A 15,346-nucleotide genomic window follows, 5' to 3' on the forward strand; every position below is an offset into this window, starting at 1 on the left:
CGATGAAGCCTTAGCTAGAAACAACAAAGCCGCTCTTGTTGAGCGGCTTTGACAATATAGAGACAGAGTGTAGGTAATGCTTATTTTTGTTTTACAGGACGCTGCCAGCCAGTAATTTTGCTCTCTTTGACGCGAGTAATTACTAACTCACCTTCTTCAACATCTTTTGTTAGTGTCGTGCCTGCACCGATGGTTGCGCCATCAGCGATAGTGACAGGCGCCACTAGCTGGCTATCAGAACCAACAAAAACATCATTACCGATGATGGTTTTAAACTTGTTCGCACCATCGTAGTTACAAGTGATAGTACCTGCACCGATGTTAGTACGTTGACCGATCTCTGCATCACCTAAGTAAGTTAGGTGGTTCGCTTTTGAACCTTCTCCGATGCGCGCATTTTTCACTTCAACGAAGTTACCCACATGGGAATCGTTACGCATTTCAGCACCAGGACGAAGGCGAGTAAATGGACCAACCGTACATTCTTCACCAACCGTTGCACCTTCAATCACACTGTAAGGGCGAACGATGGTGTTGTCGTCGATTTCACAATCTTTCAGTACACAACCCGCACCGATAACCACGTTATCACCCAGTGAAACTTTACCTTCGACGATAACATTCACGTCGATTTCACAGTCCATACCGCACTGTAACTCACCACGCAAATCAAAGCGTGCTGGATCGCGTAGCATGACACCTTGCTCTAGTAGCTTCTGAGCTTGCATTGACTGGAAAGCACGCTCTAGACGAGCAAGCTGTGCGCGGTCATTGACCCCTTCCACCTCAATGGCATTGACTGGGTGTACTGCCTCAACGGCACGACCTTCATCGTGTGCAGCTGCAATAACGTCAGTTAGGTAGTATTCGCCTTGTGCGTTGTTGTTGTTTAAGCCAGACAACCAACGCTTAAGATCCCCACCAGTCGCAACCATCACGCCAGTGTTGATCTCTTTAATTTGTTTTTGTTCTTCTGTTGCATCTTTTTGCTCAACGATCGCCACAACAGGACCATTCTTACGGATAATACGACCGTAGCCTGTCGGGTTATCTAGAATCACTGTTAGTAGTGCAATACCGCCTGTTGGCTGTGCATCTAATAGGTTTTCAATCGTTTCAGCTGAAATCAGTGGAACATCACCGTAAAGCACCAGTACTTTTTCATCGTCTTCAAACTTCGGAGACGCTTGATCAACCGCATGACCTGTCCCTAACTGCTCCGCTTGAAGCACCCAATTTACAGGCTCTTCTGCAAGAGTGGTTTGCATTTGATCACCACCGTGGCCAAAGACCAAGTGGATATTTTGTGCACCTAGACCTGTACATGTATCAATCACATGTTTTGCCATTGGCTTACCTGCCAAAGTGTGTAGCACCTTAGGCATGTTCGAATGCATACGGGTACCTTTACCCGCTGCAAGAATCACAGCACTGAATTTCATTGATAACCTATTGACGTTTTATGTTAATTGGCCGTTATTTTAAACAGCTCTTTTAAAATAGTTAATGGAGTAAGGTAAATTTCCAACTAAAATTAATCAAAAAGGCGACCAATTGGCCGCCTTTTTTCATGCAACGTTGCTAATTGAGCTTAGCGACGCTTTTTTGTCAGCTCGATAACTCGTAGCTGAGCAATGGCTTTAGCCAGTTCACTGGCCGCTTGTGCGAAGTCCATGTCACCATGCTGATTCTGGATTTGCTCCTCAGCGCGGCGTTTGGCTTCTTCTGCCTTCGCTGCGTCTAGCTCTTCACCACGGATAGCTGTATCAGCTAGTACAGTCGCTGTACCAGGCTGAATCTCTACCATACCACCAGAAACATAAATAATTTCTTCGTGGCCGTGCTGTTTCACAATACGCACCATACCAGGCTTGATAGCGGTCAGCAGCGGTGTGTGACCATGGAAAATACCAAGTTCACCTTCGCTACCGGTCACCTGAAACGTTTCAACACGACCAGAGAAGATTTTCTTCTCAGCGCTTACTACGTCTAGGTGAAAGGTTATTGCTGCCATATCGCCTCCTAGTTAGCCTTATAGCTTCTTCGCATTCTCAATAGCATCGTCGATGCTACCGCAGTACATAAATGCCTGCTCAGGAATGTCGTCGTATTCACCAGCTAGTAGACCTTTAAAGCCACGTAGAGTCTCTTTTAGAGGTACGTAAATACCAGGGTCACCTGTAAATACTTCTGCTACGTGGTAAGGCTGAGTTAGGAAACGCTCAATCTTACGTGCACGAGATACAACTTGCTTATCTTCTTCAGATAGCTCGTCCATACCTAGGATAGCAATGATATCTTTCAGCTCTTTGTAGCGCTGAAGAGTCTGCTGAACACCACGAGCAACTTCGTAGTGATCTTGACCAACGACTAGTGGATCAAGCATACGAGATGTTGAATCTAGCGGGTCGATCGCAGGGTATAGACCCATTGCAGCGATGTTACGGTTAAGTACAACCGTTGCATCCAAGTGCGCGAACGTTGTTGCTGGAGACGGGTCAGTCAAGTCATCCGCTGGTACGTATACCGCCTGTACAGACGTGATAGAACCTGATTTCGTTGACGTGATACGCTCCTGAAGTACACCCATCTCTTCTGCAAGAGTTGGCTGGTAACCTACCGCAGAAGGCATACGACCTAGTAGTGCTGATACCTCTGTACCTGCAAGTGTGTAACGGTAGATGTTATCAATGAACAGTAGTACGTCACGACCTTCGTCACGGAAACGCTCTGCCATTGTTAGACCAGTCAGTGCAACACGTAGACGGTTACCTGGTGGCTCGTTCATCTGACCGTAAACCATCGCTACTTTTGATTCTTCAGGCTTCTCAACGTTTACAACGCCCGCTTCCTGCATCTCGTAGTAGAAATCGTTACCTTCACGAGTACGCTCACCAACACCAGCAAATACTGATAGACCTGAGTGCTGTAGTGCGATGTTGTTGATAAGTTCCATCATGTTAACGGTCTTACCTACACCAGCACCACCGAATAGACCGATTTTACCACCCTTAGCGAATGGACAAATTAGGTCGATTACTTTAACGCCCGTTTCTAGAAGTGCAATTTCGTTTGATTGCTCTTCGTAGCTTGGTGCACTACGGTGGATAGAGTAAACCTCTTCCGCACCCACTTCACCACGCTCGTCAATCGCGTCACCTAGGACGTTCATGATACGACCTAGAGTTTTAGTACCTACTGGTACTGAAATTGGAGCGCCAGTGTTAACCACTTCTACTCCACGACGTAAACCATCAGAGCTACCCATTACGATACAACGAACTACGCCACCGCCTAGCTGTTGTTGAACTTCAAGAACTAGACGCTCTTTTGAGTCCGTTACGTTTAGAGCGTCATATACACTAGGTACATTGCTCTGTGGGAACTCTACGTCGACTACCGCACCGATGATCTGTACGATCTTACCTGTAGCCATCGTTAATCCTCTAAACTATTTCGTTTTACCTAAGCTTAAACCGCAGCTGCACCACCAACGATTTCTGATAGTTCTTGTGTAATCGCAGCCTGACGGGCTTTGTTGTACACAAGTTCCAAATCGTCAATCAAACTGGTTGCGTTATCCGTTGCAGCCTTCATCGCAATCATTCGAGCCGCTTGCTCACAAGCAAGGTTCTCAACCACACCTTGGTATACCTGAGACTCTACGTAACGCACTAATAGCGTATCCAGTAGAGGTTTTGGTTCAGGCTCATAGATGTAGTCCCATGAATGCTCACGCTGCATCTCTTCGCTGTCCGATTTAGGCAAAGGTAGCAATTGATCGATCGTTGGTTGCTGAACCATAGTATTTACAAACTTGTTGAATACTACATATAGACGGTCCAGTTCACCTTCATCGTATTTCTTCAGCATTACGCCAACAGAGCCGATTAGGTCTTGTAGGCTTGGATTATCTCCAAGACCAGAAACCTGTGCCGCAACTTTTGCGCCACCATGTTTAAAGAAAGCTGTTGCTTTTGAGCCAACAACGGCTAGCTCAATCTCAGCACCTTTCTCTCTCCATGCTTGCATGTCTGTAACGGCTTTTTTGAACACGTTAATGTTCAAACCACCACACAGACCACGGTCTGTCGAAACGATGATGTAACCAACACGTTTAGCTTCACGCTCTTCTAGGTACGGATGACGGTACTCTAGGTTTGCGTTAGCCACATGACCGATCACTTTACGCATTGTTTCAGCGTATGGACGAGAAGCTTCCATTGCATCTTGAGAACGACGCATTTTTGAAGCTGCTACCATTTCCATCGCTTTCGTAATTTTCTGAGTGCTTTTAACACTACCGATTTTATTACGTATCTCTTTTGCGCCGGCCATCGTTACTCTCCGTTAGTTGGTGGCAGAAACTGCCACCGACCTAATTACCAAGTTTGGGTTGCTTTGAAGTCGTCAGTCAGTTTCTTCAACTGAGCTTCGATTTCATCGTTGTAAGCGCCAGACTTGTCGATCTCAGCTGCTAGTTCAGCGTATTGACCGCGAGCGTACGATAGTAGAGCCGCCTCGAAATCTAGAACTTTGTTAAGTTCTACATCATCAAGGTAACCGCGCTCTGCCGCGAAGATAGTTAGGGCTTGGTCAAATACAGACATTGGAGCGTACTGCTTCTGCTTCATTAGTTCTGTAACTTTTTGACCATGGTCTAGCTGTTTCTTCGTTGCGTCATCAAGGTCAGAAGAGAACTGAGCAAATGCCGCTAGTTCACGGTATGCAGCTAGTGCTGTACGGATACCACCTGATAGTTTCTTGATGATTTTCGTCTGAGCTGAACCACCTACACGAGATACTGAGATACCAGGGTCAACAGCAGGACGAACACCAGCGTTGAATAGCTCAGTTTGTAGGAAGATCTGACCATCGGTAATCGAGATTACGTTAGTCGGTACGAATGCTGAAACGTCACCTGCTTGAGTTTCGATGATAGGAAGAGCAGTCAAAGAACCAGTCTTACCTTTCACTTCACCGTTAGTGAAACGCTCTACGTACTCTTCGTTTACACGAGCTGCACGCTCTAGTAGACGCGAGTGTAAGTAGAATACGTCACCTGGGAATGCCTCACGGCCTGGTGGACGTTTAAGTAGTAGAGAGATCTGACGGTAAGCTACCGCTTGCTTAGATAGATCATCGTAAACAATCAGTGCGTCTTCACCGCGATCGCGGAAGTATTCACCCATCGCACAACCTGCGTAAGGCGCTAGGTATTGAAGCGCTGCAGATTCAGAAGCTGATGCAACTACAACGATAGTATTTTGTAGTGCGCCGTGCTCTTCTAGTTTGCGAACAACGTTAGCGATAGTCGATGCTTTCTGACCGATTGCTACGTAGATAGAGAAAATACCAGAGTCTTTCTGGTTGATGATCGCGTCGATCGCCAGTGCTGTTTTACCAATCTGACGGTCACCGATGATAAGCTCACGCTGACCACGACCGATTGGGATCATTGAGTCAACTGACTTATAACCAGTTTGCACAGGTTGGTCTACCGATTTACGGTCGATTACACCTGGTGCGATCACTTCTACAGGCGAAGTCATTTTCGCTTCGATTGGACCTTTACCATCGATAGGCTCACCCAGCGTATTTACTACGCGGCCTAGTAGTTCTGGACCAACTGGCACTTCAAGAATGCGGCCAGTACCTGTAACTTTCATGCCTTCCTTAAGGTCAGCATATGGGCCCATTACAACCGCACCAACCGAGTCACGCTCAAGGTTAAGTGCCAGTGCATAACGGCCACCCGGTAATTCAATCATTTCACCTTGCATCACGTCCGCTAGGCCGTGGATGCGGATGATACCATCGCTTACCGATACGATAGTACCCTCGTTGCGAGCTTCACTAACAACTTCGAAAGATTCGATACGTTGTTTGATCAGATCGCTAATTTCCGTGGAATTAAGTTGCATGCTCCAATCCCCATTAAGACTGCAATGCATCGCTCAGGCGGTTCAAACGACCACGCGCTGAGTCATCGATGACTAGGTCTCCGGCTCGAATAATAACCCCACCAAGTAGGGTCTCATCTACACTGCAATTCAGCTTCACTTTGCGTTCAAGACGCTTTTCAAGTTTGCTGCCAATGTTTGCAAGTTGTTCATCAGAAAGCTCTGTTGCTGAAATTACTTCAACATCAATTTCTTTCTCATGTTCTTTTTTCAGAGTAAAAAACTCCGTGCAAACATCAGGAAGGGCCGCTAAACGACCATTCTCAGCCATTACCTTCAAAAGGTTTTGACCGTGCGCATCAACTTGTTCGCCGCAAACTGCAACAAAAATTTCTGCCATTTTGTCAGCAGAAACCGAACCCGTTAGTAGTTCGTTCATTTGTTCGTTTTTGGCCACTTCAGCAGCAAAAGATAACATTTGGCCCCATTGGTCCAACTGGTCTTTCTCTAAAGCAAAGTCGAAGGCTGCTTTAGCATAGGGGCGTGCGATAGTAGTCAAATCAGACATATGCGCCCCCAGACTTAAAGTTTTGCAGTAATGTTGTCGAGAATATCTTTTTGCGCATCTTTATCGATAGAACGCTCAAGGATTTTCTCAGCACCAGCTACAGCCAGAGTAGCAACTTGTTTGCGCAGCTCATCGCGTGCACGATTGCGTTCAGCTTCAAGTTCTGCTTCTGCTTGCGCTAGGATTTTCTGGCGTTCTGCCTGAGCTTCCTCGCGAGCTTCATCAAGAATTTGAGACTTACGTTTGTTCGCTTGTTCGATGATCTCAGTTGCTGTGCGCTTCGCTTCTTTCAATTGATCAGAAGCGTTGGCTTGTGCTAGATCCAAGTCTTTCGCAGCACGTTCTGCTGCTTGAAGACCATCAGCAATTTTCTTCTGACGCTCTTCGATCGCTTGCATCAATGGTGGCCATACATACTTCATGCAGAACCACACAAATAGTGCGAACGAGATTGCTTGACCTAGCAGAGTTGCGTTTATGTTCACAACAGCTACCCCTCTATTTGGACTTAGTGTTAATCAGTGACAAGCGATAATCGCCCGTCCCGAGTTAAAGGTGATTAACCTAGTTGACCAACGAATGGGTTTGCGAAAGTGAATAGTAGCGCGATTACGATACCGATCATTGGAACCGCATCAAGTAGACCCGCGATGATGAACATCTTAACTTGTAGCATAGGAGCCATTTCTGGTTGACGTGCAGCACCTTCTAGGAATTTACCACCTAGCAGTGCGAAACCAATCGCTGTACCAAGAGAAGCAAGACCGACGATAATACCTACGGCGATTGCAGAAAAGCTCAGTAAAGTTTCCATTACTATCTCCAATTTATAGTTGTTGGCTTAGTGCCCAAATAAAAAGCTTTAAAAAAATTAATGATCAGGATCTTCGTGTGCCATTGACAGGTAAACAATTGTCAACATCATGAATACGAAGGCTTGAATCGTAATAACCAAGATATGGAAGATTGCCCACGGTAGTGAACCCATCCATTGTAAGTACCATGGTAGCATTGCCGCACAAAGAATGAATACAACCTCACCCGCGAACATGTTACCGAATAGACGCATACCAAGTGATAGAGGTTTCGCTAATAGCGATACCACTTCAATTAGTAGGTTAAACGGAATCATCAGTGGGTGATTGAATGGATGTAGTGCAAGTTCTTTTGCGAATCCACCTAGACCTTTTACTTTGATGCTGTAGTAAATCATCAATGCAAAAACGCCTAGAGCCATAGCCATGGTGATATTCACATCAGCAGACGGTACAACCTTAAGGTAAGGAATACCTAGCCAATGCTCTGCTGGGTATGGTAAGAAGTCGATAGGAACTAAGTCCATCACGTTCATCAAAAATACCCAACAAAAGATAGTCAGTGCTAAAGGCGCGATCAGTGGGTTGCGTCCATGGAACGTGTCTTTGACGTTATCGGCGACAAATTCAACGATCATTTCTACAGCACACTGAAGCTTACCCGGTACACCCGCTGTTGTTCTCTTTGCTACTTTGTAAAAAATTCCGAGGAAAATTAAACCAGTAAACCAAGAAAAAAACAGGCTATCGATATGTACGTTCCAGAAACTTGTCTCCGACCCTACTAAACCCAACTTGTATAGCGATAGGTTAGAAAGGTGGTGGGCAATGTAACCGGACGATGTTAGCGCTTCACCTGGCGCAGCCATAACTCATCCTATTTTTTGTTGTTAATGAATAGCACTGGTGCACAGATATTAATACCTAGTACCAGCAAATAGGTTAGTTTGAGGGGAACAAGTTCCACCTGCATATACATGTAGGCAACATAGAACAGTGCAACCGTGATGAGAATTTTCAGTACTTCACCCGTATAGAAGGAAGCAGCGATGCGCTTGGCAGCGCGAGCTCCACTAAACATGAAAGCACACAGCGCGAATACTGCATTGGCAACAACAAAAATGCCTCCGCCAATCAGCGCTGAAAATCCCCAGTCAGGATTTATGGCTACCGCCATTCCTGCTGCCACAAAAATAACCGCGCCAGACTGGATCATTAACAATTGCCTTGCGAGCTCTCGTCCTGGTCTAGCTAACGCAGCTACCATGTATTCGTACCTCTAGTAATATCCACTTCGCACTTAACTCTCTGTGCTGGGAAATTGGCGAAAATTATACGTTCAGTTCAACGTAAAGCAATTCGATTGCATCAAAAACTTACAGTTTTGTTTACAAAACGACAACTTTCGCACAAAATTCGATTAATTAGATTAATTGACCTAAATCAATTATCTCATCTAGGCCTCAAGCTTGGCAATTAGTTGGTCCAATTTGTGAGGCTCATCAAGACTTATCGTCAATTTCGCTTTTCCGTTTGCAGAACGGGTAAGAGAAACTTTTGCATCAAGCAGCTGACTCAATTTATGCGACATTTGCTCGGCTTCGGTATCCTCTTGTTGCCCTTTTTGCTCATTTTGTGGGGCTAAGCACTTTTTTACTAACTGTTCGGTTTGGCGAACAGTCATTTGCTTCTTAGCCACTTGTTGAGCTACTTCGACTTGCTGTTCGCCTTCTAACGCTAACAGAGCTCGAGCATGACCCATTTCCAATTTTTTATCTGCAACCAGACCTTTTACATCAACTTCCAACTGATTCAGACGTAATAGGTTACTGACCGTCGTTCTTGATTTACCAATCACATCGGCCACTTGCTGATGTGTCAGCGTGAATTCATCTTGTAGACGTTCAAGCGCTTGGGCTTCCTCAATCACATTCAAGTCTTCACGTTGAATGTTTTCAATCAACGCCATGGCGATGGCGGCACGATCTTCAACTTTTTTCACCAAACACGGCACGCGTTTTAAACCCGCCTGCCTTGCAGCACGCCAGCGGCGCTCACCTGCGATGATCTCAAACTGACCATTTTCGACCTGGCGAACCACGATTGGTTGAATAATGCCTTGTGATTGAATCGAAGCCGCTAGTTCTTCTAGCGCTTCAGGCGCCATATCTTTACGCGGTTGGTATACGCCCGGCTGCAATTGACCAATCGCTAAATCGGTTAACTCACCGTCTGCCGATAATTCTTGGCTATGCGATGCAATATGCTGTTTTTCACGAGCAAACGAACTGGTCGACAATAACGCATCCAGTCCTTTTCCGAGACCACGCTTAGACATGGGATTGAATTCCTTAGGTTAGAGTTAAACTGGGATTTCTTCGCGGCGGAGCATTTCGCCCGCTAGAGCAAGATACGCTTTGGCACCTGCGGAGTACTTATCGTAGTACATTGCTGGCTTACCGTGACTTGGCGCTTCAGCCAAACGAACATTACGCGGAATGACAGTACGGTAAACTTTATTCCCAAAGTGTTTTTTAAGTTGATCGGATACTTCATTCGATAAGCGGTTGCGTGGGTCGTACATGGTACGCAATAAACCTTCGATTTTTAGGTTTTCATTCACAACAGCCGCTAACTTGCTGATTGTATCCATAAGAGCAGTTAAACCTTCTAACGCAAAGTATTCACATTGCATCGGCACCAGCACAGAGTCAGCTGCCGCCATCGCATTGATTGTAAGAAGGTTTAGAGAAGGAGGACAATCAATAAAGATGAAATCATAGTTATCGCGAACTGACGACAATGCATTTTTTAGACGCACTTCACGAGCGAAAACTTCCATCAATTTGATTTCTGCCGCGGTTACGTCTCCGTTCGCCGCGATCAAATCATACTTCCCTGTTGTTTGGGTACAAACGACTTGATCGAACGGTGTATCTTCGACCAAAAGATCGTATGCGGTGGCATCGACCATATACTTATCCACGCCACTGGCCATCGTAGCATTGCCTTGCGGGTCGAGATCGATCACCAAAACCTTGCGCTTTGTTGCCGCCATCGAAGCCGCTAAGTTAATGCACGTTGTTGTTTTGCCGACCCCACCTTTCTGGTTGGCGATTGCTACAATTTTACCCACGATTACCTCGCTAATTTTCCTTGCGCGATAAGATTACTAGATGACGATCACCTTCCAACTCAGGAACAGCCAAAGATATGATCTCTGTCACACTGCACCATTCAGGAAGCTGATCCATTTCATCTTTAGGGTGCTGTCCTTTCAGCGCTAGAAACACCCCGTGCTCTTGTTTCGGCAAATGGTGGCACCATTCCACCATGTCTGTCATTGAAGCAAAAGCTCGACTCAAAACGCCATCAAATTTTTCTTCAGGTTGGAATTCTTCGACGCGACTTTGAATTGGTGTCACGTTTTTCAGCCCTAATGTGTGCACGACTTGCTTGATAAAACGAATGCGTTTGCCAAGACTGTCGAGCAAAAAGAAGGTTTTCTCAGGGTTCATTATTGCCAAAGGGATGCCCGGTAACCCCGGACCAGTACCAACATCAATGAAGCGCTCACCGGGCAGGTGTGCGCTTACAACGATACTATCAAGAATATGTTTCACTAACATATCAAGCGGATCACGTACCGATGTTAAATTGTACGCTTTGTTCCATTTGTCGAGCAGTTCGACATAACCAACTAACTGCTCTCGTTGCTGTTCTGACACTTCCAAATCGGTTTTCGCGATCAGTGAATCCAGCTTTGTTCGCAATGCGCTCATTATTCTTCCTCACCTTTCTTCAGCAAACCATGCTTTTTCAAGTGAACAAGTAGAATAGAAATTGCAGCAGGCGTAATACCAGAAATGCGTGATGCAATACCGATGCTCTCTGGTTTGGCCTCGCTCAGTTTAGCAACGACTTCGTTTGATAAACCTTTTACATCGCGGTAATCCAAATCAGCAGGTAACTTGGTATTTTCGTGACGCAGTGATTTTTCGATCTCTTCCTGCTGACGCTTGATGTAACCATCGTATTTCACTTGAATTTCAACTTGCTCAGCCGCTTGCTGATCTTCAAGTGCAGGAGCAAACGCTTCAAGTTGCGTCAGTTGCGAATAAGTGATCTCTGGACGACGCAGAAGATCCTCACCACTCGCTTCACGGGCCATTGGGGTTTTCAGCAGCTTGTTCAGCTCATCAACACCCTCTGACTTCGGATTCATCCACGTTGCTTTCAAACGCTGACGCTCCGTTTCCATATTGTTGATTTTCTCGTTAAAGCGAGCCCAACGAACATCATCAATCAAGCCTAGCTCGCGCGCTTTTTCCGTTAAACGTAAATCGGCGTTATCTTCACGAAGTAGCAGGCGGTATTCCGCACGAGAAGTGAACATGCGGTACGGCTCTTTGGTACCCATGGTCGATAAGTCATCAATCAACACGCCCATGTAAGCTTGGTCACGACGTGGGCTCCAGCCTTCTTTGTCTTGGCTAAACAAGCTTGCATTTAGACCGGCCATCAAGCCTTGCGCTGCGGCTTCTTCGTAGCCAGTCGTGCCATTAATCTGGCCAGCAAAGAACAAACCATGGATGAACTTCGTCTCGTACGTTTGCTTCAAATCACGTGGATCGAAGAAATCATATTCAATCGCATAACCTGGGCGAACGATGTGTGCATTTTCAAACCCTTTCATTGAGCGCACGATTTGTACTTGCACATCAAATGGCAAGCTGGTCGAGATACCATTAGGGTATAACTCGTGCGTGGTTAGGCCTTCTGGCTCAATGAAGATTTGGTGGCTGTTTTTGTCAGCGAAACGCATCACTTTGTCTTCAATAGACGGACAGTAACGCGGACCAATACCTTCAATCACACCTGCGTACATTGGACTGCGATCCAAGTTACTACGGATCACATCGTGAGTTTGTTCATTGGTGTGGGTGATGAAACATGGAATCTGACGCGGATGCTGTTCACGTTTGCCCATGAACGAGAATACAGGCGTTGGGTTATCACCGTGCTGAGCTTCTAGCACTGAAAAATCAACAGTACGAGCATCAATGCGCGGTGGAGTACCTGTTTTTAAACGATCCACACGGAACGGCAGTTCACGCAGTCGATCCGCTAATGCGATCGATGGTGGATCCCCGGCACGACCACCAGACGAGCTTTCCATACCTATGTGGATCTTACCACCAAGGAAGGTACCCACGGTTAGCACAACGGCTTTCGCATGGAAGCGAAGTCCCATTTGAGTTACCACACCAACTGCGCGATCTTGTTCAACAATCAGATCATCAACTGATTGCTGGAACAACGTTAAGTTAGGCGCATTTTCTAATGCATTACGAACGTACGCTTTGTACAGAGCGCGATCGGCTTGAGCTCGAGTTGCTCGTACTGCAGGACCTTTGGAGGCATTTAGTGTACGAAACTGAATACCTGCATGGTCGATGGCTTCAGCCATCAAACCGCCCATAGCATCTACTTCTTTTACTAAGTGACCTTTACCAATACCACCGATCGCCGGATTACAAGACATCTGGCCTAATGTATCGATGTTATGGGTAAGGAGAAGCGTTTTTTGTCCTGTGCGTGCAGATGCGAGCGCGGCTTCCGTTCCTGCGTGTCCGCCACCGACAACAATGACGTCAAAGTTTTCGTGATAAAGCATGAACTGACCTCAGGTATTCAAAGGGATTTAATGGACAGATAAAGGAGCCGTATTTTACCTGCTTTATGCCAGAGAGAAAAACGTTTTCTCGTTTTATCCGTTTTAAGCTTCAAGATAAATATATATAAGATCTATATATATGATCTTTTATTAGATCTACTATTAGGATCGACCGTTTCTGTGGATAACCTAAAAATGATCAACAAGATCATGGATCTTCTTTGGATCATATCTTGTGATCATGATTGGATCAGATCGAGGATTACCTGGGATCAAAAGTGGTGGTTATACACAGGGGGTAAAATTGATCAAAGTTGTTATTGGGATAACTAAAGGAAAATCACTGGATCTTATTGTAGTTATCCACAGTCTGTTTGGTTGGTTTTTGAGCGGTTAAACAAAATAATTTGGTGGGAGTTATTCAAATGGGAGAAAACAGAGCCGAATTTCGACTCTGTTGAAGGGAAAGTCGTGAGTTTAAAAACGTTCGATATTCTCTTTTAACCACATCTCTGCGGCGTCTTCTGGTACATCATGGCTCAGTACATCGATTTTAAAGCAATCTGCGAGAGGGGTTGCACCAATATCCTCTAATAAATCATAAGCGTGTTGACCAGCGGCACAGAACGTATCGTAGCTAGAGTCACCAATCGCAATCACCGCAAATTTTACATCAGTCATTTTTGGCGGTGTATTTTGTAATGCTGCGATAAAAGGTTGGATATTATCAGGATACTCACCAGCTCCATGTGTAGAGGTGATCACCAACCACGTACCTTGATTTTCGATATCACTGAGGGAAGGCTGGTTGTGGATCGTTGTTTCAAATCCATTCTCGTTGAGTAGATCACTCAGGTGATCCCCTACGTATTCTGCGCCACCTAACGTGCTGCCTGTAATAATGTGGATCATACTTCTTCCTTATTGAATGCGACGGCTAAAGCTCATGGATGGCTTGCCGTACAAAAAGAAACGCGGTGTGAGTTAAGCTCAGCACCGCGCGTTCGATTATTTACTTCCCGATACAGAATGAAGAGAAGATTCGTCCCAGTAAGTCGTCAGAACTGAACTCACCGGTAATCTCATTGAGATGTTGTTGGGTGATGCGTAGCTCTTCAGCCAATATTTCACCTGCCATATAGCCTTCAAGCTGCTCCTGGCCTATTTGAAGGTGCTGTGCGGCACGTTCTAATGCATCGAGATGACGACGACGAGCCATAAACCCACCTTCACTGTTGCCAGAGAAGCCCATACACTCCTTGAGATGATCGCGCAGAGCTTCAACCCCTGCACCAGTCTTCGCTGACAAACGGATAAGAGTAGGGTTATTGACGTGGCAGATCCCCATATCTTCACCCGTTTGATCCGCTTTATTACGGATCACAGTTATGCCAATGTTGTCTGGTAGGCGATCCACAAAATCTGGCCAGATATCTTTCGGATCGGTGGCATCGGTTGTCGTGCCATCCACCATGAACAACACGCGGTCTGCTTGGGCTATTTCATCCCACGCGCGTTCGATACCGATTTTCTCTACTTCATCGGAAGCATCACGCAAACCTGCAGTATCGATGATGTGCAGAGGCATGCCATCAATATGGATATGCTCACGCAGTACATCACGCGTAGTTCCTGCGATGTCGGTTACGATTGCAGACTCTTTACCCGATAGCGCGTTCAGCAGGCTTGATTTGCCCGCATTTGGACGACCCGCAATCACGACTTTCATCCCTTCACGCATAATAGCGCCTTGGTTAGCTTCTTTGCGCACCGCATCTAGGTTGTCGATGATGGCTTGTAGGTCACCAGCCACTTTACCGTCGGCCAAAAAGTCGATCTCTTCTTCAGGGAAGTCGATGGCTGCTTCAACATAGATACGCAAATGAATCAGCGACTCAACTAAGGTATTAATGCGGCCTGAAAATGCGCCCTGTAAGGATTGCAGCGCCGATTTTGCTGCTTCTTCAGAACTGGCATCAATGAGGTCTGCAATCGCTTCGGCTTGAGCTAAGTCGAGTTTATCGTTCAGAAATGCGCGTTCAGAGAACTCACCAGGGCGAGCAGCTCGAATACCATCTATACCTAGAATGCGTTTTATCAGCATATCCATCACGACAGGGCCGCCATGGCCTTGCAGCTCAAGTACGTCTTCACCTGTAAATGAGTGTGGGTTAGGGAAGTACAGTGCGATGCCCTGATCAAGCACAGTGCCATCTTCTGACTTAAACGGCAGGTACTCTGCGTAGCGGGGCTTTAGTGTTTTGCCAGTGACTTCTAACGCCACTTGGTTGGCTTTAGGGCCAGAAACTCGAATAATACCGACACCGCCACGACCAGGCGCGGTCGCTTGAGCGACAATCGTATCTGTAGTCATAATTTTGCC

General features: G+C 46.1%; 16 protein-coding genes. All 16 read right to left on the minus strand.

The window, feature by feature from the left end; genetic code table 11:
* Positions 1-80: 80 nt before the first annotated feature.
* A complete protein-coding gene (glmU, locus tag IJ23_RS13890; RefSeq protein WP_033906590.1) occupies positions 81-1,442 on the minus strand; it encodes a bifunctional UDP-N-acetylglucosamine diphosphorylase/glucosamine-1-phosphate N-acetyltransferase GlmU in 1,362 nt (453 codons plus the stop codon).
* 149 nt (positions 1,443-1,591) lie between these two features.
* Complete coding sequence (locus IJ23_RS13895; protein ID WP_005378937.1) at positions 1,592-2,014, minus strand: F0F1 ATP synthase subunit epsilon; 423 nt, start codon at positions 2,012-2,014, stop codon at positions 1,592-1,594.
* Positions 2,015-2,032: 18 nt separating this feature from the next.
* On the minus strand, positions 2,033-3,436 hold the full coding sequence (atpD, locus tag IJ23_RS13900) for a F0F1 ATP synthase subunit beta (protein WP_005383849.1): 1,404 nt from the start codon (positions 3,434-3,436) through the stop codon (positions 2,033-2,035).
* A gap of 35 nt (positions 3,437-3,471) precedes the next feature.
* A complete protein-coding gene (gene atpG, locus IJ23_RS13905) occupies positions 3,472-4,338 on the minus strand; it encodes a F0F1 ATP synthase subunit gamma (protein WP_005378932.1) in 867 nt (288 codons plus the stop codon).
* 44 nt (positions 4,339-4,382) lie between these two features.
* A complete protein-coding gene (atpA, locus tag IJ23_RS13910; RefSeq protein WP_005378931.1) occupies positions 4,383-5,924 on the minus strand; it encodes a F0F1 ATP synthase subunit alpha in 1,542 nt (513 codons plus the stop codon).
* Positions 5,925-5,937: 13 nt separating this feature from the next.
* Entirely contained in the window at positions 5,938-6,471 is a 534-nt protein-coding gene (gene atpH / locus IJ23_RS13915) for a F0F1 ATP synthase subunit delta (RefSeq protein ID WP_017635596.1), read from the minus strand.
* Between the two features lie 14 nt (positions 6,472-6,485).
* On the minus strand, positions 6,486-6,956 hold the full coding sequence (atpF, locus tag IJ23_RS13920; RefSeq protein WP_005378929.1) for a F0F1 ATP synthase subunit B: 471 nt from the start codon (positions 6,954-6,956) through the stop codon (positions 6,486-6,488).
* A 74-nt stretch (positions 6,957-7,030) separates the two neighbouring features.
* Positions 7,031-7,285, minus strand: a complete 255-nt coding sequence (atpE, locus tag IJ23_RS13925) for a F0F1 ATP synthase subunit C (protein ID WP_002540812.1) — start codon at positions 7,283-7,285, stop codon at positions 7,031-7,033.
* 57 nt (positions 7,286-7,342) lie between these two features.
* A complete protein-coding gene (atpB, locus tag IJ23_RS13930; protein ID WP_005378922.1) occupies positions 7,343-8,155 on the minus strand; it encodes a F0F1 ATP synthase subunit A in 813 nt (270 codons plus the stop codon).
* Positions 8,156-8,163: 8 nt separating this feature from the next.
* Positions 8,164-8,553 carry a F0F1 ATP synthase subunit I gene (locus IJ23_RS13935; RefSeq protein ID WP_005378921.1) on the minus strand — a complete coding sequence of 130 codons (390 nt, stop codon included), beginning with the start codon at positions 8,551-8,553 and terminating at the stop codon, positions 8,164-8,166.
* A gap of 189 nt (positions 8,554-8,742) precedes the next feature.
* Positions 8,743-9,624, minus strand: coding sequence for a ParB/RepB/Spo0J family partition protein (locus IJ23_RS13940; RefSeq protein ID WP_005383840.1), 882 nt, complete (start codon positions 9,622-9,624; stop codon positions 8,743-8,745).
* 24 nt (positions 9,625-9,648) lie between these two features.
* Positions 9,649-10,422 carry a ParA family protein gene (locus IJ23_RS13945; protein ID WP_005383838.1) on the minus strand — a complete coding sequence of 258 codons (774 nt, stop codon included), beginning with the start codon at positions 10,420-10,422 and terminating at the stop codon, positions 9,649-9,651.
* A 10-nt stretch (positions 10,423-10,432) separates the two neighbouring features.
* A complete protein-coding gene (rsmG, locus tag IJ23_RS13950; RefSeq protein WP_005378902.1) occupies positions 10,433-11,068 on the minus strand; it encodes a 16S rRNA (guanine(527)-N(7))-methyltransferase RsmG in 636 nt (211 codons plus the stop codon).
* Positions 11,068-12,963 (minus strand): tRNA uridine-5-carboxymethylaminomethyl(34) synthesis enzyme MnmG, encoded by a 1,896-nt coding sequence (gene mnmG, locus IJ23_RS13955; protein ID WP_005378901.1) that lies wholly within the window; start codon positions 12,961-12,963, stop codon positions 11,068-11,070. Before mnmG ends, rsmG begins: the two co-directional genes overlap by 1 nt.
* Positions 12,964-13,440: 477 nt before the next feature.
* Positions 13,441-13,875, minus strand: coding sequence for an FMN-binding protein MioC (mioC, locus tag IJ23_RS13960; RefSeq protein ID WP_005378900.1), 435 nt, complete (start codon positions 13,873-13,875; stop codon positions 13,441-13,443).
* 100 nt (positions 13,876-13,975) lie between these two features.
* Complete coding sequence (gene mnmE, locus IJ23_RS13965; RefSeq protein ID WP_005383836.1) at positions 13,976-15,337, minus strand: tRNA uridine-5-carboxymethylaminomethyl(34) synthesis GTPase MnmE; 1,362 nt, start codon at positions 15,335-15,337, stop codon at positions 13,976-13,978.
* Positions 15,338-15,346 lie beyond the last annotated feature (9 nt).

This window comes from Vibrio sp. OY15 (genome assembly GCF_000742455.1).
GTDB classification, from domain to species: Bacteria; Pseudomonadota; Gammaproteobacteria; order Enterobacterales; family Vibrionaceae; genus Vibrio; species Vibrio alginolyticus.